The organism is Roseburia inulinivorans DSM 16841 (assembly GCF_000174195.1).
GTDB classification, from domain to species: Bacteria; Bacillota; Clostridia; order Lachnospirales; family Lachnospiraceae; genus Roseburia; species Roseburia inulinivorans.
This window is the reverse complement of sequence record NZ_ACFY01000024.1, coordinates 1-19,616: the sequence shown is the minus strand read 5'-3', so window position 1 is coordinate 19,616 and position 19,616 is coordinate 1. Positions and strand designations below refer to the sequence as shown.

Genomic DNA, 19,616 nt, shown 5'->3' with positions numbered 1-19,616 from the left:
AGGCTTTTTGTTGTTGTTTGTCTTATGGTATCTGTAATTACTGTAACAGAGAAAGAACACCCTGTGTAGACTGGTTAGCCTGTGCAAGCATAGACTGACCTGCCTGTGCAAGAATGTTGTTCTTGCTGTAGTTAACCATCTCTTCAGCCATATCTGTATCACGGATACGGGATTCAGCTGCTGTTGTATTCTCAACAACGTTATCTAAGTTGTCGATCGTATGCTCTAATCTGTTCTGAACAGCACCGAGAGCAGAACGCTGGGAAGAAACTTTCTGGATTGCTGCTGAAATTGTGTCAATTGATACTGTAGCATCATCTTCGGTATCAACTTTCAGTCCTTCCACACCTAATCCTTTTGAACTCATTTCTTCAATGGTAACCGAAATCTTGTTATTTATTTCTGAATCTGCACCTACATGAAGATTAAATACTAAGTCATCATTTACAGAGTCCTTTGTAACATATTTGTTGGTTACTAAATCTGTTCCATCATCAGAAATTTTAATCTGCGCATTTTTATCGCCATACACTGCTGCACCACCCGTTGCAGCCTTTTCTGCTGAAACTTCTTTTCCATTAGCATCATAAAATTTTGTTACATACGCATAGTCAACACCTTTTTTGGCTAATTGGGTTGCATTTTGATCCTTATACACTTTTCCGCCCTTTGCCAAGGTATCTTTTAACGTATTTTCATCTAACTGTGTTTTGTTAGCATCATATAATGTGACATTATCTTTAATTCCATATCTTGATGTTCCAAAATAAACGTCTTTCGTTCCTTTGGTATCTCCTTTTAACAAATAAGTTTCATTAAACTTTGTTGTTTCAGATACACGATTAATTTCGGTTGTTAACTGCGTAATCTCTGCCTGAATTGCATCCCTATCAGACTGTGCATTTGTTCCATTCGCAGACTGAACTGCTAACTCGTTCATTCTCTGTAACATAGAGTGAACTTCTGTAAGTGCACCCTCTGCTGTCTGTACTGCAGATACACCGTCCTGAGCGTTTGTGGAAGCCTGATCAAGACCACGGATCTGTTTTCTCATTTTCTCAGAAATTGTTAATCCTGCTGCATCATCTGCTGCACGGTTGATTCTGTAACCAGAAGATAACTTCTCTGTGGATTTTGCCTGCTGTCCTGTTGTTACGTTTAACATTCTGTTGGCGTTCATTGCCTGCATGTTGTGTTGTACTACCATAATTTTTACCTCCGTGTGTTGCGGTCTTTCTGCCGCTAAAATAATTTTTATTTTCGGGATTCCATTCCCTTTTCCCTGAAAAAAATCAGGATTTTGGCACAAAGTGCCTGTATAATAAACCACGCCCCTAGGTTAGCATGGCATTATTACCGCCTGTGGCTGACTGTGTAAATGGCTTTTTTTGCAGCCGGTCTGTCCGTTATCTCAGAAGCTGCGTGCTTCTCACGCATTAAGATTCCTGCGATCTCACGCTTTGCTTCCTCCGAAATTGTCTGCTCACGATAGTATTCTTTTTTGTCCTTCTGCTTCATGGAATTACTGCGCACAATATTGTATTCGCGTGGTGCGTCTACAAGAAGATGAATGTTATTTGCAGAACCACCGGAAAAAACGACACGGATATTTTCTCCTATATCAATGTATTCTCCCGGTTTTAAAGATAATTTAAGCATTGTAACCTCCATGTGGCTTTGTATTTTTCCATAAATACTGCGTATATTAAAAACGGTACTCCATCCGTTTCAGATACCGGTAACACATTGTATATTGTGTTACCTCTGTTTTGCGTTCCGGAATCATGAAGCTACATTGATCACAATGCATATTGTTCAGATATTTTATTGGAAAGAAAATCCTGTCCTTTATAAACAGATTTTGCGGAAAACCTCGTCCCTGTCATCCTGCTCGATCCCAAGATAACGTTTGGTGATGTCAAAAGAGGAATGATGGTAAATCTCCATGAGAAGTACCGGTGGGACTCCCTGCTTCCACGCATAATATCCAAATGTTTTCCGTAAGGAATGTGGGCTGATCACGCCGCTTAGACCGCTGTTTTCTGCCGCCTTGCGGATAATCCGGTAAGCCTGTACCCTTGAGATTGGATCTGCGTCTTTTCCACAGAAAAGATACGCATCCCCACTGATTTTGAAACTGCGTCCAGACGCTAAAAACTGATAATACTTTTGCAACTGGACAGTTATTTTTTCATTCAGATAAATATTCGATGCTTTTCCGGTCTTTGCCTCCACAAGAAGCAGATGTTCTCTTACGCTCCGGTTTTCTAAGTCATATACCTGCTTCCACTGTAAAGAAAGAAGATCCGAAATTCTTAATGCGGTATTCAGCCCCATCGTAAGCAGCAGTTGATTTCTCGGATGATACTGTACCTGTTCGTAAAAGTTCATAAAATCTTTCAGTTCCTGTTCTGAGCGGATTGGCTGAGCTGTGTTCATATTTTTTCTCCTCACATACTTGAATAAATTTTTTTAAAAAAAGGGGTTAAGTAATGGAAACTCTGTCCGATATATAAAGCAAGAAACAGAGGTAACACAATATACAATGTGTTACCTCTGTTTCTGTTATCATAGCATTTTACATTTGTAAATTATTCCAATATCAGTTCCTCGACCGTCACAAACGAATATCCCTCTCCCTGCAATTCATCAATAATCAGAAGTGCTGCATTTACCGATGATTCTGAGGCATCATGCAGCAGAATGATATCATTTTCCTGCACTTTATCCATGACACGCTTTGCAATGACGTTGGAATTATCTGTCTTCCAGTCGAGCGGATCGACGTCCCACAGCACCTCGATCATTTTTGTCTCATAATCGAGATTGCATTTCCAGCAACCGTAAGGCGGTCTGATATACTGCGCATGTTCTCCGGTCAGTCCAAAAATAATCTGGTCTGTTTTGTCCACCTGTTCCATCGCCGCCTGATCTGTGAGATTGGAAAGATTCACATGTTCATAGGAATGAACGCCGATGAGATGTCCGTCTGCATGGATTTTCTTCACGATCTCTGGATATTTTTCACACTCCGCACCCAGAAGAAAAAAAGTTGCCTTCACATTCCGCTCTTTCAAACCTTCCAAAAGTGTCTCCGTATGATCCGGATTTGGTCCATCGTCAAATGTCAAAGCCACTTTCTTAACTTCCTCTTCTTTGATTTTTCCTGATGCTGCTTTCGTGTTCTCTTCTGCCATTCTCTCTGTCTCCATCCCACTGTCTGCTCTTATCCTATTGTCCTTTTTTTCCACGCAAATACCAATGATCCCTGTAAACGCAAAAATAAGCAGCAGAAAACCTGCTGCTCTTTTTATAATGAATTGTTGTTTTCCATTGCTTTTCTGTCTCAAACGGATTCCTCGGCTGTCATTTCTTTATTAATAATATATGCCGTTCTTCCCATGAAAATTATAAGAATCATCATTCGGCAGATAACCATAGAAGCTGTCATCCGGTGTATGACCATAGAATTCTTCATCCGGTGTGTAGCCATAGTAGCCATCATAATAGCCATCTTTGTATCCCTGCTGATAGCCCTCATATAAGCCATCATAATAATCACCGGAAGCATCATCATTTTCAGATCCTTCATAATAATAAGTGCTGTTATCTGTGCTTTCTGTTCTGGCATCTGACACAAACATGCAAGCCCAGAAAATCACTAACAGAAATAATGAGATTGTACTCATGACAATCCCGGAGATTGCCATCCCTTTTGGTGCCTTTCTCGTCAACTGGATGATACCAAAAATAACAGAGAGAATTGCAAGTGGAATATTCACAAAGGAAAAGAATAATACCAATGCAATAATGCCAAGTACCATGGACGCAATTCCGAATCCACGCTCACCGGAAGGAACTTCCCTCACACTCCAGTAGTCTGCGCTGTCTCCGGCAAACTGATAGGCGATTCTTGGCGCACCATTTGCAAGATGAATGATTCCACATCGCACGAAACCATTCTTTTCCAACAAATGCTGCATGATTTTATTATCCTCATGGGTGTCTGCTCTCAGATTTCCAATCTGGCTCTTACACCAGCTAATACATCCACTGGCAATTCCATGATAAGAAGTATTTCCCGCAAGTCTGTGAATGGTTCCATATGGCTCATGATTCAGCCATGCCCCATTTTCGATCCCATAATAAGTCGGATCTTCGCCTTTTATAAAGGCAAATGTTGCTGCCAGATTCTTCTCATCATCTTCTACAATGTAGCTATTTCCAAAGGCAATATCCTTTTCCAGCAGTTCTCTCGACGGATAACTGTCATCCCACTGGTTTGGATTTCCATGTTCACGCATAAAAACCCTTGCCTGTGCATATAAATCCATCATTGCCGGTATATCTTCCATATTAGACCGTCTTACGTACATACCTGATCACCATATCCTTAGTTAAATCCAACAATTTTCTGTGAAAGCTTGTAGGCTGCAACTGAGATTTTTCTTCCGCCTCTTCCCGGAAGGTTCATCGCATTTCCCATAATACCGTTTCTCAAATGGTGGAACAGACGGATATCATGGTCTTTAATATATTTCCATAACTCACGTTTTTTCTCAAGATTCTCCTCTGTGCCGGAACGGATCAGCATGATCGTTGAGATCACTGTGATGATCTCGAGATAATTGAACATATAGTGGCGCAGTTTTGGATTCGGGATCTTCCAGAGATCAAACTCATCGATCATGATCTTATTTACCTTGATCTGCTGGTCAATACGGCCGATCATGACTTTTTCATTGACGGACTGGTCATCACGTCCAATGAAGTAACGGTAAAAATCAACATCCATGTAGTACATATGCTTGACGCTTGGCAATGGCTTGTACACATAAATGTTATCCACATAAAAAGTATGTTTTGGCAGTTCAAGCCCACATTCCCGCAGAAGCTGTGTACGGTAAATGACGGAATGCATCAGAATGTACTGTCCCTTGTGGAATCTTCCTGCCTCATTCCATGTAAAAATCTTATCCTGCGGCAGGGAAGAATAGCGCATGATTTTTTTGTGCCGTACACCCTCTTTTTCATAAACATAATTTGCAATGAACATATCCAGCACGGTATCTCCGCCAGCAAGTTCACGCAATTTTTTTAAGATCTTCATGTAGGCTTCGTAATCCACCCAGTCGTCACTGTCCACAACCTTGAAGAAAAGTCCTGTGGCATTGCGGATCCCGGCATTCACTGCCTCTCCGTGCCCTCCGTTTTCCTGATGGATGGCACGCACGATTCCCGGATATTTTCTCTCGTACTCGTCTGCGATCTCTGCGGTGCGGTCCTTTGATCCGTCATCCACGATCAAAATCTCAACATCATCCCCACCCGGAAGCAGAGACAGGATGCAGTGTTCCATATAATCCTGCGAATTATAAGATGGAATTGCAAATGTAAGTAACTTCATAATGATAACCTTTCCTACTGATTCATAATGGCATCTGCCAGTTCCATGGCTTTTTTCGTCATGGCATCAATATTGTAATATTTGTATTCTGCAAGTCTGCCTAATAAATGGAACTTCGGAAGTCCTGCTGTGAGTGCCCTGTATTTCCCGTAAAGCGCCTGATTTTCCTCATTTAAAATCGCATAGTAGGGAATCTCGCCCGCTGCGCCCGTATATGCAAATGGATATTCTTTTACAATTGTAGTTCCATCTGTATTTTTCTGTCCCGTCAGAAATTTAAACTCCGTAATGCGGGTGTAATCTTCGCTTACCGTGTAGTTTACCACGCTGTGTCCCTGATAAGACTCCTCATCATAATGCTCAAAATGGAAATCCAGCGAACGATACGGCAGTCTGCCGAATTTACAATCAAAAAGCTCATCCAGCGCTCCTGTGTAAATGACATCTCCCTCAAATGGTTTTCCCTCAAAAAGGATCTCATTCCCTGTAAACTTTAAGACATCCCTGCAGTCTGTATCCAGAACAACTTCTATGTTCTCATGATCTAACATATGCTCAAACATCGGTGTGAAGCCATCCTTTGGCACACCCTGATATTTGTCCTGAAAATAGCGGTTATCATAAGAGATCAGCACCGGCACTCTTCCTGTCACTTCCGGACTGATCTCTTCCGGCTTCTGTCCCCACTGTTTCATGGTATATTTCAAAAATACATTCTCATAGACATACTGTGCGATCTCACGGATATCCGGATCATCATTCTCACGAAGTTTCATGATCGGCACACGGCTTCCCTCACCGTAAGCTTCGATCAGTTTTTTCTCCAGAAGATCTGCTTTTTCCTTATCATAGACCATGTGCAGCGTATTTAAGTTAAATGGAACCGGGATCAGCTTGTCCCCCACTTTTGCTACCACTTCATGTCCGAAAGGATACCATTCCGTAAATCTCGACAAATATTCATAAACTTCTTCCAGACCTGTATGGAAAATATGTGGACCATACTCATGGATTAAAATGCCATATTCATCCAAAACATCATAACAGTTTCCTCCAATATGGCTTCGTCTCTCAATCACAAGAACTTTCTTTCCGGCTTCCTCTGCCAGTTTTCTGGCACAGGCTGCTCCGGCAATTCCGGCTCCTATCACGATGCAATCGTACATCTTTTATTACCTCTGACTTTCCTTATTATAATTTCAACATTTTCCAACATTATTTACTGATCGTCTGCAATCCTGTATCCGGACTGCGAAACGGTTGTAGTACTTTCCTATTATACATATTTTATTATGACAAGCCAATTTATTTTTTCTTAATTATTTATTACAGCCTGAATTTTGAACATTTTGTTCATATTTTATTTACAAATTTCTCACAAAGCCATCATACGATAGACACAATTCAACTTTATACTCTAAGCATAAGTTAAGCCAACAAGAAAATTTTTCATAGAACTTTTTTTCATACCTGAGTAAATCAGGTTGCCTTGCTTAACCAGTAAGCAAGGTTCCTCCCAGAAAATAGTGAAGCATTTCACTTTCCATACACAATCTTTTTCATATGAATAGCCGGTGCATTGCACCGGCTCTCTCTTTTTTATCCCGGAAATTGTAATACTTCCATGCTTTCTAATCCGTCACCAGAAATTTTTCATTTCCAAGTCTGATCCCCATATATTTTGCGTAAGCGGCAAACGCAGATGGAATTGCATATTTTTCCTGAGATTTTTCTGCATCCACAAAAATGAGATGATTTTCTGCCATTTTCTCTGCCTCAGTGTCAAATCCTGCTTCTTCCACCAAAACCGCATATCCTTCCATCTGCCATTCGATATGGGAAAATATATGTTTTGCATTCTCCAGCTTCTGCACCCGGATCGGAGAAAGCTGCATCTCTTTTACCAGATGAACAATCTCATCCTGCGAGTATCGCCCCTCAACATTCGGCAGTTCATAGAGTCCTGCCAGAAGTCCTTTTTCCGGTCGTTTCCGGATTGCCACTTTATCATTGTCCCGGATGACAAGCACCGTCCTCTTTTCGATACGTCTCGCTTTCGCTTTCGTCCTGACCGGAAGTTCTGCGATCCTGCCCTCTTTCCTTGCCAGACAGAGTCTGTTCCACGGACACTGTTCACATAACGGCGCACCGTTCGGCACACACACGGTCGCACCAAGTTCCATCAGTGCCTGGTTAAAAGCCCCCGGCATCTCCATTCCCTGCATGACTTCCCGCAGCTCTTTTTCCAGAAGGGAGCGAAAAGACGGCTTCATAATATCGGTATCGTCCGCCGACACTCTCGTCAGGATGCGGAATACATTTCCATCCACAGCCGGCACCGGAATCTGATATGCAATGGAGGCGATCGCCCCGGCAGTGTAACTTCCGATCCCCTTCAGTTTCAACAATTTCTCATAATCTGCCGGAAGTTTTCCACCATATTCTTCCATCACCTGAACGGCTGCCTTCTGCATATTCCGCACGCGGTTGTAATAGCCTAATCCCTCCCAGAGTTTTAGCAGCTCATCCTCCGGGCATTCCGCCAAAGCCTCCACATCCGGCAGACGCTTCGTAAACCGCTCAAAATAAGGTTTTACTGCTTCCACTCGCGTCTGCTGCAACATAATCTCCGACACCCACACCCGGTACGGTGTCGGTTCTTCCCTCCACGGAAGCACACGGGCATGCCCCGCAAACCAGTGTAACAACGGCTCTATTAAAATCTGTAAATTAAAATCTGTGATCATGTTTTATTCCTCTTTATTATTCATATTCCCATTATAATAAGGAATCCACCGGATGTAAACGGCGCGATTTTCCATTTTTTACAGATTTTAGAAAAAGTTTATCGACGTTCATATTGACAAATCCTCTCAAAAGAAGTACTCTAGATATAACATGTATTGTTAATTTTTTATCAATCTATTTAGGAGGGTATTATCGTGAGCGAATTCAACAATTTAAAATTAGATGTGGAGAACGAGATCGCCGTTCTTACCATCTCAAGACCAGCAGCATTAAATGCATTAAACAGTGAGACATTAGACGAGTTAAACACAGCTTTAACAGAGATCGAGGGAAGAGACGATATCAAAGTTGTGATCTTAACCGGTGGTCCTGACAAGAAAGACAACGCATTCAAATCTTTCGTTGCAGGTGCTGATATTGCCGAGATGGTGAACTTTACAGCTCCGGAAGCAAGAGCATTCGGTATCAGAGCTTCTGTTCCATTCTTCAAATTAATGAATATGCGTCAGGTAACAATCGCAGCCGTTAACGGTTTCGCACTTGGCGGTGGATGTGAGATTGCTATGGCATGTGATATCCGTATTGCATCTGACAACGCAATCTTCGGTCAGCCGGAATGTGGACTTGGAATCATTCCTGGATTCGGCGGTACACAGAGACTTGCCCGCTTAGTTGGTATGGGACGTGCCAAAGAAATGATCTTCACATGCGATAACATCGATGCAAACGAAGCTTACCGCATCGGTTTAGTGAACAAAGTTGTTGCAAAAGAAGAATTAATGGAAACTGCAAAAGCTATGGCAGCAAAGATCATCTCCAAAGGAAGCTACGCTGTATCAGTTGCAAAAGCAGCAATCAACAATGGTTACGATATGGATATCAAGAATGCTGTTGAGATGGAAGCAAACCTCTTCGGTGTTGTAAATGATACTCATGACAAAAAAGAAGGAATGGGTGCCTTCTTAGAGAAGAGAAAAGCTGATCTTACAGATTTCTAATCTGCATTTTTTCATAGTTCCGGTTTTATTACATAGGAGTTTCTTCCTATTATATAAACATTAACAAACATTTTATTTCATGTAGTGCGTAGTACTTGTACGAACGCGATTTATTAGGGAAAGGAAAAAGAACGTAACTCTGATGGTGTACCGGCCATCTTCGTTACGTTCTTTTTCATGTACCTGTCTACTATACGATTTCTCTTATCCTTCTCATTTTCCTGCAAATGCTTTCTCTGCTTCCATCCTCTTCATCTGTCTTTCATGACTTGCAAACATTCCAAATGCCACAATGTTTAAAATAAACTGCGTCACAACTGCTGTGATCCAGATGCCATCCAGTCCTAAAATTCTTGGAAGAATCACAATCGTAAGCGGCGTCATAATCAGTGGATCAAAGTAAATCATAAACAGCGAATATTTATCTTTTCCAACTGAATAGAAAAAGGAATTGGTCACGCGGACAAGTCCTGTAAAAATAAGCTGTGCTGCCGTCACCATGACCGCATGATAACCAAGTTCTGCGGCTTCCCCCTCATATCCGTAAATTGCCGGATAAAACCGGGCTGTTGCGATGGTAAATATAAATAAGAAGAAGCTCACCCCAATCGCTGTGATGACCGCCTTATTTCTTATCTTCCGGATCGCATGAAAATCATGTGCACCATAGGCATAACTTGCCAGTGGCTGAATCCCCTCTGCGACACCGATCAGAAGCACACGGTACGAGCCGACGGTGGAACTGATAAGTGCATAAGCTTTTACCGCAAGGTCGCCGCCAAATTTCAGGCACGCTACGTTATGATATAAGATCAACAGGGAAGGGGTCAGCGATATTCCAAACGGTGAAACCGCTGTCTTAAAAATTTTTTTCCAGTATTCCTTCCTTATAATAAACTGTGAAAACCGGATCGGATCGGTTTTCTTTGTACCAAGAATGATCAGGCAGCACAAGGTCGTAAACAACTGTGCACACAGTGAAGCGCCCGCTGCACCGCCAATCCCCATATGAAAAACATACATAAAAACAAAATCAAGGCCAAGGTTGACAAATAAACCGCCAACCATGATCATCATGGCACTGACCGCCCGGTTGTCATTCCTGAGAAGAGGTGTCAGTCCACAGGATAAGATCTGAAGCACGCCGCCTGTGAGCATTACCCTTCCATAAATCTGTGACAGCCTTAAAAGTTCTCCTTCTGCGCCCATTAATTTCAATAGAGGAGTCAGTAAAATAAGAAAAAGAATCGTAACCACAATACTCGATGCCAATAATGCAAGAATGACATTTGCCCGTACAATGTTCGACTCTTCGTTCTTTCCCTCTCCCTGTTTGGTTGACATCATTACGGCTCCGCCGCATCCAACGCCGGTGCCGATCGCAGTTACCACTGCAATGATCGGCCACGCAACATTGACTGCGGATAATGCCGTGTCACCTATCAGATTGCTGACAAATAAACCGTCAATCATGGAGTAGGCGCTTTGGAGAAACATGGTGATCATGGAAGCCATGACATATTTTCCGAATTTTTTTTCGACTGCTGTCTGTTCCATATTAGTTGCTTACCGGCTGGGATGCTACTGCCTGATCCATCATGGCATCTCTATCCTCCTTTGAGAGTCCGGCGAGCACTTCATTGATCTTATCTACTAATTCTGTGTTTCCTTTCTGGCAAGGGATACCAAGGTCTGTCTCTTCATTGCTGACCTCAAATCCGGTGCCACCCTCAAAATCGATGATCTTTAAATCCGGATTACTTACTAAAATAGATTTTGCAGAAGGCATATCACAGGTAAATCCATCAATTTTTCCTGCATGGACTGCTGCAACCATAGATGCAAATGTATCAAGAGCCGCATCCTTTGTCGCATAATCCGTGATCTTGTCTAATACATCATACCATACTGTGTTCAGTATAGATGTAAGTGTTGCACCCTCAAAATCTGTAACATTTACTACATCTGCATAAGGTCCGTCAGCCGCAACAACTGCAACAATATTTGCATTGTAATACGGATCCGAGAAATCTACCGACTGGGATCTCTCGCTTGTGATGGACATTCCGGCGATCGCACAGTCAACTTTTCCGGACTGGATGGAAAGGATCAGACCATCCCAGTCAATCTGTGTGATTTCAAGATCCATATCCAGTTTTTCTGCTATGTATTTTGCGACAAGAACATCATAACCATTCATATAGGAACCATTCGATGTCATCACTGCTCCATTGGAATCATCCTCCTGCAGCCAGTCAAACGGTGCATAATCTGCTGACATTGCAACCCGGAGAACTTCTTTTCCGGAAGCGGTTGTTGTTGCGCCCGCCTCTGTCACACTTGCTGTCTCTCCTGTGGATGCCCCTGCCGAAGCTGTGTCACCTGATCCGCCACAGGCTGTTAAAGAAATTGCCATTGCTGCTGTCAAAAGTGCTGCTGTTAATTTTCTTCTCATAATATTGTCCTCCTCATTCTATGATTAAAAAACAAATACAATTTGCCTTTTACGAACCTTAACCCTGCATAAACCTGCTTAAAAACTCTCTGGTTCTCGCTTCCTTCGGGTTATTAAATAATTCCTGTGGCGGTGCATCCTCCACAATATATCCTTTATCCATGAAAATGGTTCTTGTGGATACATCTCTTGCAAACGCCATCTCATGCGTTACGATCACCATAGTAAGTCCTTCATTTGCAAGCTGTTTCATAACCGATAAAACTTCTCCGACCATTTCGGGATCCAATGCGGAAGTCGGTTCATCAAAAAGCAATACTTCCGGTTCCATTGCAAGTGCCCTGGCGATCGCCACTCTCTGTTTCATACCACCGGATAACTGGTGTGGTTTTGCTTTTACATAAGGAGCCATACCTACTTTTTCCAGATATTTCATACAGATCTCGGTGGAATATTCCTTGCTTCTTTTTTTCACCTTGTGGACACCAGCCATGCAGTTATCAAAAACCGTCATATTGTTAAACAGGTTGAACTGCTGGAACACCATTCCCACCTGGGAACGGAAACGGTTGATTGTCTGTGCATCCTTCGTCAATGGATAGCCATGATATAATATCTGACCGCTCGTCGGTGTCTCCAAATGATTGATGCATCTTAATAAGGTAGATTTTCCTGATCCGGAAGATCCGATGATACAGACCACATCGCCCTCAAACAGATCAAAACTGATGTCTTTTAAAACTTCATGTTCCCCGAATTTCTTTTCCAGATTCCTGACACTGATGACCGGGCCACGAAATTCATACGTTGCATCCTTTGCCTCAGTCGTCACTCTCTCATTAAACTTAAATATTGATTGTCTTGCCATAACACGTTCCTCTTTTCTTTCCATCTGATCCCCTGATTTATTTTGCGGCTGCCGGATTTAAAACCTCGTAACTTTCTTTTCCTGCCATATACTTTTCGATCAGCTTCAGCAAACCGTTAAATAATAAGGTAAGTGTCAGGTAAATCAATGCTGTGATCGTATATGCCTCAAACATTCTGAAATATGTTCCGGCTGCAACCTTTGTGATATAGAAAAGTTCTGTGACTGCGATTACATTTAATACGGAAGTATCTTTGATATTTGCAACAAAAGTATTTCCGATCTGCGGTGCGATAATTTTAAAAGTCTGTGGAAGGATAATATAGATCATCATCGGAACATATCCCATTCCAAGTGCCTTTGCTCCTTCAATCTGTCCGACATCAATGGAATTGATACCGCCGCGGACTGTCTCTGACATATAAGCTCCTGTATTTAACAGGATGATAAAAATCGCTGCATTGAATGGTTTCAGATCAATTCCGAATACTGTAGATGATCCATAATAAATTACCATTGCCTGAACGATCATTGGTGTTCCACGGAAAATCGTGACATAAATTTTTGCGATCACCCATGGAATACCAAGTAAAATCTTTTTGATCATGTTATCCTGCGCCCGGATGTCCGTTGCCTGGATGATTCCAACCAGAAATCCTAAAAAGCATCCACAGATCGTACCTGCGAGGGATGTTTCCAATGTGGTAAGCAGCCCTTGTAAATAGTATCCGTGATACTGCTGTATCAGAAAAATGATCCAGCCAAAAAATGTGGTAGGTGTATTCGTCATAACTAATCCTCCTTATTGTTCCGAAGAAACATCCATTTCCTATGAACTAATGAAACAGATTGTTCTTCTGTTTTCTGTAAACAACAGCATCTGTACTCTGCATATATTCTATGTACAGAAAAGGCGCTAAGGATGATTCCCTAGCGCCTTTGCTATGTTCAGGTCTGCTGCCTGATTGCCTGCTGTTTTAAATTAAACCTGTTTTATCACACTTTTTGTTTTCCTGTCAACAAAATCCAGCCAATTTTTATAGATTTGTATACTTTTTCCAAAATGCGCATGATTTCTATTATTTTATTGTGGAAAACGTAAAAAATGCGTTTTTTTCGTCTGATAACACATATTACACGCTTATATATTAACTATAGAAGAAACTGTCTCACAATTATATTTTTTTACTTAATTTGCAAGAAATTTACACTTGACAAATCAACATTTTTGAACTTATATTAGCAATCATAAACAAATGGAGGTGACAAACAAATGAAAATTGTTGTGATCCAGGAGGAAATTATTCAGACAGATATCACTCCAAAGGAGCTTACAGAACGCTGGAAACGGCTGGAGCAGCTCCCCGGTATTGACGAGGTTGTCATTGAAGTTCCTGCACATTATCCAAATATAGAACAACTTCATACTTATATCGGAGATGCGGACGCTGTATTCGGACTGTGGATCGGTCCGGACAATATGAATGAAGCATTCTTAAGCCAGCATCCGAATTTAAAATATGTTGCCACCTTAGGACACGGATGGGAAAAATTCGATACAGAAATGACCAGAAAACGCGGTATTTCCATTTCCAATACCATCTACGGTTCACAGACGATCGCAGAATACGCTTTCGCTTTATTAATGGATGTCTGCCATCATATCGGCACGCATGACACCCGGATCAAAACGATTGACTGGTCCGTACCGGAAAACCACAACGAATTCTGTAAATCGGTCACCAGACAGATTGAATTATATGACAAAACGATCGGTGTGATCGGTCTTGGTGCGATCGGTTTTGCTTTTGCAAAAATGGCACAGGGATTTGGCATGCATGTGCTCGCATACAGCCGCCACAAAAAAGAAGGTGCTGCATATGATTTCATTGAACAGGTATCGTTAGATGAGCTGCTTGCCAGAAGCGATTTTATTTCCCTGCACACGCCGCATACCCCGGCAACCGAGCACATGATCGATCAGAACACCATCGCCAGAATGAAAGACGGTGTCATTTTAATCAATACAGCGCGCGGTGCCCTCATCGATGAACAGGCACTTGCGGATGCGCTTGCATCCGGAAAGGTACTAGCCGCAGGACTTGATGTTCTGACGGATGAACCACCGGTTCACGGCAGTCCGTTGTTAACTGCACCAAACACCGTTATCACCGGACACATTGCATGGCTCACAAGAGAATCCAGAATCCGCGCGATCGATATGGCAATTGATAATTTCCGGTGCTACTTAGAAGGGCATCCGGTTTCCATTATCAACTGAATTTATATAGATAATTGCGAAACTCCTTATATCTTTCTTTTAAATTGTTCAAAATTAACAAAATTTTCGAAAACACGCTCTCGCTACGTGTCGCTGGTAACGGTACTAAGAAGCCAGTCACGATTAACATCGCACCTGCCTTCTAAGAACCGACCGCTCCCCAGTGTTTTCTCAAGCTTTTGTTAATTTTTCACAATTCAATTTACATTTTTATGAGTTTCGCAATTATCTACGAATAAATAAAGACAAGGAGATTATGAAGATGAATGTAGAATGTTTATTAAGAGACAGCATGAAAACAAAACCAAAGAGCAACCGTGGTGCACGTCAGAAAACTTCCACCCCGAAGAATGTAACCCGAATGAATTATAATGAAAATCCATATGGTATGTCTGATGAGGTAAAAAAAGCAGTTACGGATGCTTCCCTCAACAGCTATATGTATCAGGATTTCTATGCAGTCGATCTCAAAAAACAGCTGGCTGATCTCTATGGTCTTACCGTAGATCATGTCTGTATCGGCGCCGGTTCCTCTGCGATCATCGATATGCTTGGTGAAGTATTTATCAATTATGGGGACGAAGTTGTGTACTGTGCTCCAACTTACGAAGCTTTCCCGGATATGGTCAGCGATAACGGAGGTGTCCGTGTCGTTCTCCCACTGACCGATGATTACTGTTATGACCTCGACGCAATGCTTGCAGCCATTACAGACAAAACGAAAATGGTGATCGTCTGCAATCCAAACAACCCGACCGGAACTTATGTAAACTCCGCAAAAGTCGAAGAATTCATCCGTAAACTCCCGGATCATGTCATTCCGGTGGTAGATGAAGCTTATTTCGAATACGTGGAAGATCCTACTCACTACAGCCTCATCAAAATGATTCAGGAAGGCTACGACAGACCGCTCTTTGTACTGCGTACTTTCTCCAAAATTTATGGCATGGCCGGTCTCCGCATCGGCTACACCTTTGCTGATCCATTGCTGATCGATGAACTAATGAAAGCCTGTCAGGCATGGAATGTCAGCTACAATGCACTTGCTGCCGCACAGGCTGCCTTGAAAGATCAGGAATACATCAAAAAAATCAAGGCTCTCACCACGGCAGGGCGCGAATATCTTGAGGATGAACTGACAAAATTAGGCTGCACTCTTGCAAAACCTTGTGCAAACTTCATCTACTTCGACACACACCATGATCCAAAAGAAATCCGTGCTGCCCTTGCGGAGCGGAAAATTATGATCAGTGCATTTGGTTTTAACCGTGTCAGTGTCGGTACAGAAGAACAGAATAAAGCATTTATCGCCGCCTTAAAAGAAATTCTGGCAGCCTACTAATTTTTTAAATAAAAACAAAGTATATTTCAACTATAGTTTGTTATTTTTTCCTCCCCTTTACGGGCTGGAATACTGTAAAATGTAATGATTTTTTAGTTACTGTTCACTCAGCAGTAAAACACTTGCTGTTTTGCTGTGTAAGAAAGTGATTCAGGAGTGAGCAGACTCCTTTTGCAAAACAAAAACTTTAAATGAGTCTGCGAATCGTTACTGGAACGAGATACGAGTGAACAGTAACATTTTTTACAGTATTCCAGCCCTAATTATGTCTAAAAGGTTGACCTTTCAGAACAAATGAACTAGGATGAAAGAAAATACAGGACACAAACAAGGAGGATATATGATAGATAAGATTATCGGTTTCATTGGAGCTGGAAATATGGGAAGTGCCATGATCGGCGGTATTGTACACTCAGAGTTAGTGACAACCAGCCAGATCATTGCCAGCGCCCATTCCGCAGCTACCTTAGAAAAACTGCAGAGTACATATTCCATTGAGACAACCCTGTCCAATGAAACGGTTGCAGAACGCAGTGATATTTTATTTCTTGCTGTAAAACCAAATAAATTTGATGAAGTAATCCCACAGATTTCCTCTCATGTAAAATCAGGATGTGTGATTGTATCCATTGCCGCCGGAAAAACAATTGCCGCCATCGAGGACTCCTTTGGCAAACCAGTCAAGCTTGTACGTGCCATGCCAAATACCCCAGCCTTAGTCGGTGAGGCAATGAGCGCATTGTGCGTTAACCAAAATGTGACCCCGGAAGAATTAAAAGAAGTTCAGGCACTCTTCAACTCCTTCGGCAAATCGGAAGTGATCAGTGAATCTCTTATGGACGCTGTCATCGGGGTTTCCGGTTCTTCTCCGGCTTATGTATACATGTTTATCGAAGCTATGGCGGATGCCGCTGTCGCAGATGGGATGCCGCGGGCACAGGCCTATAAATTTGCCGCCCAATCTGTCTATGGCTCCGCGAAAATGGTTTTGGAAACCGGAAAGCACCCGGGCGAATTAAAGGACGCCGTCTGCTCCCCTGCCGGAACCACTATAGAGGCTGTCGCTGCTCTGGAAGCCGGTGGTTTCCGCAACACTGTGATCTCTGCCCAACGTGCCTGCTCGCAGAAATCCCGCGATATGAGTGCTGAATAAATGTAGCATGTTTTATATTCTGTATGCAAAATGTGCAGATCGACTGAATCATTACTTCTGCACCGCTAATATTTTGAAATAATTAGGAGGCTTGAATATGTGGGCTTATGAAAGCGTATTTTATCAAATTTATCCACTTGGATTCTGTGGGGCACCTTTTGAAAATGATGGTGTACCAGAGCATCGCATTTTAAAAGTAAATGACTGGATTCCTCATATTGAAAAACTTGGGGCAAATGCCATTTATTTTTCACCGGTATTCGAATCTGACACGCACGGCTATAACACCAGAGATTACACCAAAATTGATACCCGTCTCGGCACGAATGAGGACTTTCAATCTGTCTGTGAAAACCTTCACAAAGCAGGGATCAAGGTTGTTTTAGATGGTGTATTCAACCATGTTGGAAGAGGTTTCTGGGCATTTCAGGACGTTTTGGAGAAACGATGGGATTCCCCATACAAAGACTGGTTTCATATCAGCTTTGACGGTAATTCAAACTACAATGACGGTCTCTGGTATGAAGGCTGGGAAGGCAATTATGATCTTGTAAAACTGAATTTACGAAACGAAGATGTCATCCAGCATATTTTTTCCTGCATCAAAGGATGGGTAGAGGAATTTGACATTGATGGTCTGAGACTTGATGTCGCATACTGTCTGGATCACGATTTTCTCAGACGGCTCCGCTCTTTCTGTGATGGATTAAAACCGGATTTCTTTCTTGTCGGAGAGACACTTCACGGTGATTATAATCAATGGATGAATGATTCCATGTTACATTCTGTCACAAACTACGAGTGTTACAAGGGATTGTATTCCAGTTTTAACAGCATGAATATGTTTGAGATCAATCACTCCCTGCTGCGTCAGTTTGGCCCGGATAACTGGACCTTATATAAAGGAAAACATCTGCTTTCTTTCGTAGATAACCATGATGTCACCAGAGTCGCAAGCATTTTATCAAACGAAAATCATCTGCCTTTGATCTACGCTCTCGCCTTTGGCATGCCGGGTATTCCATGCGTCTATTATGGCAGTGAATGGGGTGCAAAAGCAAAAAAGAAGATGGTGATCCTGCGCTGCGTGCCTGCTTCGAAAAACCGGAATGGAATGATCTCACAACTTTTATTTCCAGACTGGCAGAGGCAAAAAAACATTCTGACGCATTGAATTACGGTGATTTCCGTTCGGTTCTTCTGACCAACCGTCAGTGTATTTTTGAGAGGAAAACAGATTCAGAGCGTGTTCTTGTAGCGATCAATGCGGATGATCAGTCTTTTATGGCACATTTTGACGCCGGATGCGGCACTGCGGTAGATCTGATCACAGGAGAAACACACGATTTTGGCGGTGGCAGTGAACTTGCACCTTACAGTGCGGCTTACTGGAAAATGGAACGTTAGAATGTGATTCTGCAGATTTTGTGGCGCATTTATAGGGTGTGAGGGGCAGATATAAGCGCCCTCTCACAAGGCAGAATTTTATAGGTTTATGAAAAGAAAAACGGTACAGACGAATATGATGTTCCTGTTCGCCGGGCATTCCGCTGGGATTCTAAAAATTTTGTGAAGCAAAGCTTCACGAAATTTTTAGAATCCCAGCTCCATGGCTCACGAAGGAAATCATATTTGTCTGCACCGTTTTTCTTTCATTTACGTTACGAATGACTTGTGAGAGGACGCTTATACATTCCCGGTCAACGTTATGAATCGGGGCATGAGTTTCCCAAGTTTATTAGAATTCCCTCTACATTGCACCATAAAATCTGCCAATTTACATATAGGAATATGCCTCTCGATGTTTGTTTATCATCAGTGTTTACTTTATCGGGAATTTTTTCATTTATAACCATGTATTTTCATGATATTTCATCACTTACCCCAATTTTTATTTTGCAAATATTTTATAAGTCTGCAAATCAAGTGATAGATTTCCCTAACAATAGAAAAAATAAAAAACATCACTATGAATCCAACAACACCAAACACAATATCTGCAAACTCCATTGCACCTGTATTGGTTACTTTCTGACCGATTTCAATTGCAAATGTAATGACTAAAATTAAGGTAAATACATATATCCAGGCAATGACCATCACATGATTGTGCTTCGCCAGCCACTTAAACACAGGATAAACAATAAATACAAATGCCATTCCAAGCAAACCTATCACAATAAAATGCAACTCTTTATCTGAAAAATTATATTCGTAACTATCATTGAACCGCATCAGATAACTGTGGATTTCTGCTATCCACCCAACGATCATATACAAAAATTCCTTCATTAAGACTCCCTCCCTGCATTAATCTCAAAATAACTGTTTGTGTCATATCATAGCACTTAATATAAAACATGT

At 41.9% G+C, this 19,616-nt stretch carries 17 protein-coding genes and 1 pseudogene; 5 read left to right on the top strand and 13 right to left on the bottom strand.

Going from position 1 to position 19,616, the window contains the following annotated elements:
* Positions 1–37: 37 nt before the first annotated feature.
* From ROSEINA2194_RS02445 to mutY, 8 genes are all read right to left on the bottom strand, one after another.
* Positions 38–1,207, bottom strand: a complete 1,170-nt coding sequence (locus tag ROSEINA2194_RS02445) for a flagellin N-terminal helical domain-containing protein (RefSeq protein ID WP_044926976.1) — start codon at positions 1,205–1,207, stop codon at positions 38–40.
* Positions 1,208–1,353: 146 nt separating this feature from the next.
* Positions 1,354–1,659 (bottom strand): carbon storage regulator, encoded by a 306-nt coding sequence (locus ROSEINA2194_RS02440; RefSeq protein WP_044926970.1) that lies wholly within the window; start codon positions 1,657–1,659, stop codon positions 1,354–1,356.
* Positions 1,660–1,848: 189 nt separating this feature from the next.
* Positions 1,849–2,439 carry a tyrosine-type recombinase/integrase gene (locus ROSEINA2194_RS02435; RefSeq protein WP_007882976.1) on the bottom strand — a complete coding sequence of 197 codons (591 nt, stop codon included), beginning with the start codon at positions 2,437–2,439 and terminating at the stop codon, positions 1,849–1,851.
* A gap of 152 nt (positions 2,440–2,591) precedes the next feature.
* Complete coding sequence (locus ROSEINA2194_RS02430; protein ID WP_007882973.1) at positions 2,592–3,350, bottom strand: polysaccharide deacetylase family protein; 759 nt, start codon at positions 3,348–3,350, stop codon at positions 2,592–2,594.
* Positions 3,351–3,377: 27 nt separating this feature from the next.
* Entirely contained in the window at positions 3,378–4,376 is a 999-nt protein-coding gene (locus ROSEINA2194_RS21645; RefSeq protein WP_227970436.1) for a DUF4190 domain-containing protein, read from the bottom strand.
* Between the two features lie 17 nt (positions 4,377–4,393).
* Positions 4,394–5,407 (bottom strand): glycosyltransferase family 2 protein, encoded by a 1,014-nt coding sequence (locus ROSEINA2194_RS02420; protein ID WP_007882970.1) that lies wholly within the window; start codon positions 5,405–5,407, stop codon positions 4,394–4,396.
* A gap of 14 nt (positions 5,408–5,421) precedes the next feature.
* Positions 5,422–6,573, bottom strand: a complete 1,152-nt coding sequence (gene glf / locus ROSEINA2194_RS02415; RefSeq protein ID WP_007882968.1) for a UDP-galactopyranose mutase — start codon at positions 6,571–6,573, stop codon at positions 5,422–5,424.
* A 465-nt stretch (positions 6,574–7,038) separates the two neighbouring features.
* On the bottom strand, positions 7,039–8,154 hold the full coding sequence (gene mutY, locus ROSEINA2194_RS02410; protein WP_007882966.1) for an A/G-specific adenine glycosylase: 1,116 nt from the start codon (positions 8,152–8,154) through the stop codon (positions 7,039–7,041).
* A 195-nt stretch (positions 8,155–8,349) separates the two neighbouring features.
* Here mutY and ROSEINA2194_RS02405 point away from each other — a divergent pair, with 195 nt between their 5' ends.
* Positions 8,350–9,153: an enoyl-CoA hydratase-related protein gene (locus tag ROSEINA2194_RS02405; protein WP_007882964.1), complete on the top strand. Its 804-nt coding sequence runs from the start codon at positions 8,350–8,352 to the stop codon at positions 9,151–9,153.
* Between the two features lie 213 nt (positions 9,154–9,366).
* On the opposite strand, the gene ROSEINA2194_RS02400 is transcribed toward ROSEINA2194_RS02405, so the two are convergent.
* From ROSEINA2194_RS02400 to ROSEINA2194_RS02385, 4 genes are read right to left on the bottom strand one after another with little or no spacing between them, the layout of a single operon-like run.
* Positions 9,367–10,710 carry an MATE family efflux transporter gene (locus tag ROSEINA2194_RS02400; RefSeq protein ID WP_007882962.1) on the bottom strand — a complete coding sequence of 448 codons (1,344 nt, stop codon included), beginning with the start codon at positions 10,708–10,710 and terminating at the stop codon, positions 9,367–9,369.
* Position 10,711: 1 nt separating this feature from the next.
* A complete protein-coding gene (locus ROSEINA2194_RS02395) occupies positions 10,712–11,608 on the bottom strand; it encodes a transporter substrate-binding domain-containing protein (RefSeq protein ID WP_007882958.1) in 897 nt (298 codons plus the stop codon).
* Between the two features lie 58 nt (positions 11,609–11,666).
* Positions 11,667–12,500, bottom strand: coding sequence for an amino acid ABC transporter ATP-binding protein (locus tag ROSEINA2194_RS02390; protein WP_007882957.1), 834 nt, complete (start codon positions 12,498–12,500; stop codon positions 11,667–11,669).
* 13 nt (positions 12,501–12,513) lie between these two features.
* Positions 12,514–13,266 (bottom strand): amino acid ABC transporter permease, encoded by a 753-nt coding sequence (locus tag ROSEINA2194_RS02385; RefSeq protein WP_007882956.1) that lies wholly within the window; start codon positions 13,264–13,266, stop codon positions 12,514–12,516.
* A gap of 483 nt (positions 13,267–13,749) precedes the next feature.
* Here ROSEINA2194_RS02385 and ROSEINA2194_RS02380 point away from each other — a divergent pair, with 483 nt between their 5' ends.
* The 4 genes and pseudogenes from ROSEINA2194_RS02380 (at position 13,750) to ROSEINA2194_RS02365 (ending at position 18,659) form a co-directional block, all read left to right on the top strand.
* Positions 13,750–14,757, top strand: coding sequence for a 2-hydroxyacid dehydrogenase (locus ROSEINA2194_RS02380; protein WP_007882955.1), 1,008 nt, complete (start codon positions 13,750–13,752; stop codon positions 14,755–14,757).
* A 262-nt stretch (positions 14,758–15,019) separates the two neighbouring features.
* A complete protein-coding gene (locus ROSEINA2194_RS02375) occupies positions 15,020–16,099 on the top strand; it encodes a pyridoxal phosphate-dependent aminotransferase (RefSeq protein WP_044926968.1) in 1,080 nt (359 codons plus the stop codon).
* Between the two features lie 340 nt (positions 16,100–16,439).
* Entirely contained in the window at positions 16,440–17,252 is an 813-nt protein-coding gene (proC, locus tag ROSEINA2194_RS02370; RefSeq protein WP_044926967.1) for a pyrroline-5-carboxylate reductase, read from the top strand.
* A gap of 97 nt (positions 17,253–17,349) precedes the next feature.
* Positions 17,350–18,659, top strand: a pseudogene (locus ROSEINA2194_RS02365) (alpha-amylase family glycosyl hydrolase).
* Positions 18,660–19,127: 468 nt separating this feature from the next.
* Here the strand turns inward: ROSEINA2194_RS02365 and ROSEINA2194_RS02360 are convergent.
* Positions 19,128–19,544, bottom strand: a complete 417-nt coding sequence (locus tag ROSEINA2194_RS02360; RefSeq protein ID WP_007882931.1) for a hypothetical protein — start codon at positions 19,542–19,544, stop codon at positions 19,128–19,130.
* Positions 19,545–19,616 lie beyond the last annotated feature (72 nt).

What these genes read in the sequence shown, in the direction of transcription:
- ROSEINA2194_RS02445 (WP_044926976.1), bottom strand. Translation starts at nt 1,207, where the DNA reads ATGGTAGTACAACACAACATGCAGGCAATGAACGCCAACAGAATGTTA.
- ROSEINA2194_RS02440 (WP_044926970.1), bottom strand. Translation starts at nt 1,659, where the DNA reads ATGCTTAAATTATCTTTAAAACCGGGAGAATACATTGATATAGGAGAA.
- ROSEINA2194_RS02435 (WP_007882976.1), bottom strand. Translation starts at nt 2,439, where the DNA reads ATGAACACAGCTCAGCCAATCCGCTCAGAACAGGAACTGAAAGATTTT.
- ROSEINA2194_RS21645 (WP_227970436.1), bottom strand. Translation starts at nt 4,376, where the DNA reads ATGTACGTAAGACGGTCTAATATGGAAGATATACCGGCAATGATGGAT.
- ROSEINA2194_RS02420 (WP_007882970.1), bottom strand. Translation starts at nt 5,407, where the DNA reads ATGAAGTTACTTACATTTGCAATTCCATCTTATAATTCGCAGGATTAT.
- glf (WP_007882968.1), bottom strand. Translation starts at nt 6,573, where the DNA reads ATGTACGATTGCATCGTGATAGGAGCCGGAATTGCCGGAGCAGCCTGT.
- mutY (WP_007882966.1), bottom strand. Translation starts at nt 8,154, where the DNA reads ATGATCACAGATTTTAATTTACAGATTTTAATAGAGCCGTTGTTACAC.
- ROSEINA2194_RS02400 (WP_007882962.1), bottom strand. Translation starts at nt 10,710, where the DNA reads ATGGAACAGACAGCAGTCGAAAAAAAATTCGGAAAATATGTCATGGCT.
- ROSEINA2194_RS02395 (WP_007882958.1), bottom strand. Translation starts at nt 11,608, where the DNA reads ATGAGAAGAAAATTAACAGCAGCACTTTTGACAGCAGCAATGGCAATT.
- ROSEINA2194_RS02390 (WP_007882957.1), bottom strand. Translation starts at nt 12,500, where the DNA reads ATGGAAAGAAAAGAGGAACGTGTTATGGCAAGACAATCAATATTTAAG.
- ROSEINA2194_RS02385 (WP_007882956.1), bottom strand. Translation starts at nt 13,266, where the DNA reads ATGACGAATACACCTACCACATTTTTTGGCTGGATCATTTTTCTGATA.
- ROSEINA2194_RS02380 (WP_007882955.1), top strand. Translation starts at nt 13,750, where the DNA reads ATGAAAATTGTTGTGATCCAGGAGGAAATTATTCAGACAGATATCACT.
- ROSEINA2194_RS02375 (WP_044926968.1), top strand. Translation starts at nt 15,020, where the DNA reads ATGAATGTAGAATGTTTATTAAGAGACAGCATGAAAACAAAACCAAAG.
- proC (WP_044926967.1), top strand. Translation starts at nt 16,440, where the DNA reads ATGATAGATAAGATTATCGGTTTCATTGGAGCTGGAAATATGGGAAGT.
- ROSEINA2194_RS02360 (WP_007882931.1), bottom strand. Translation starts at nt 19,544, where the DNA reads ATGAAGGAATTTTTGTATATGATCGTTGGGTGGATAGCAGAAATCCAC.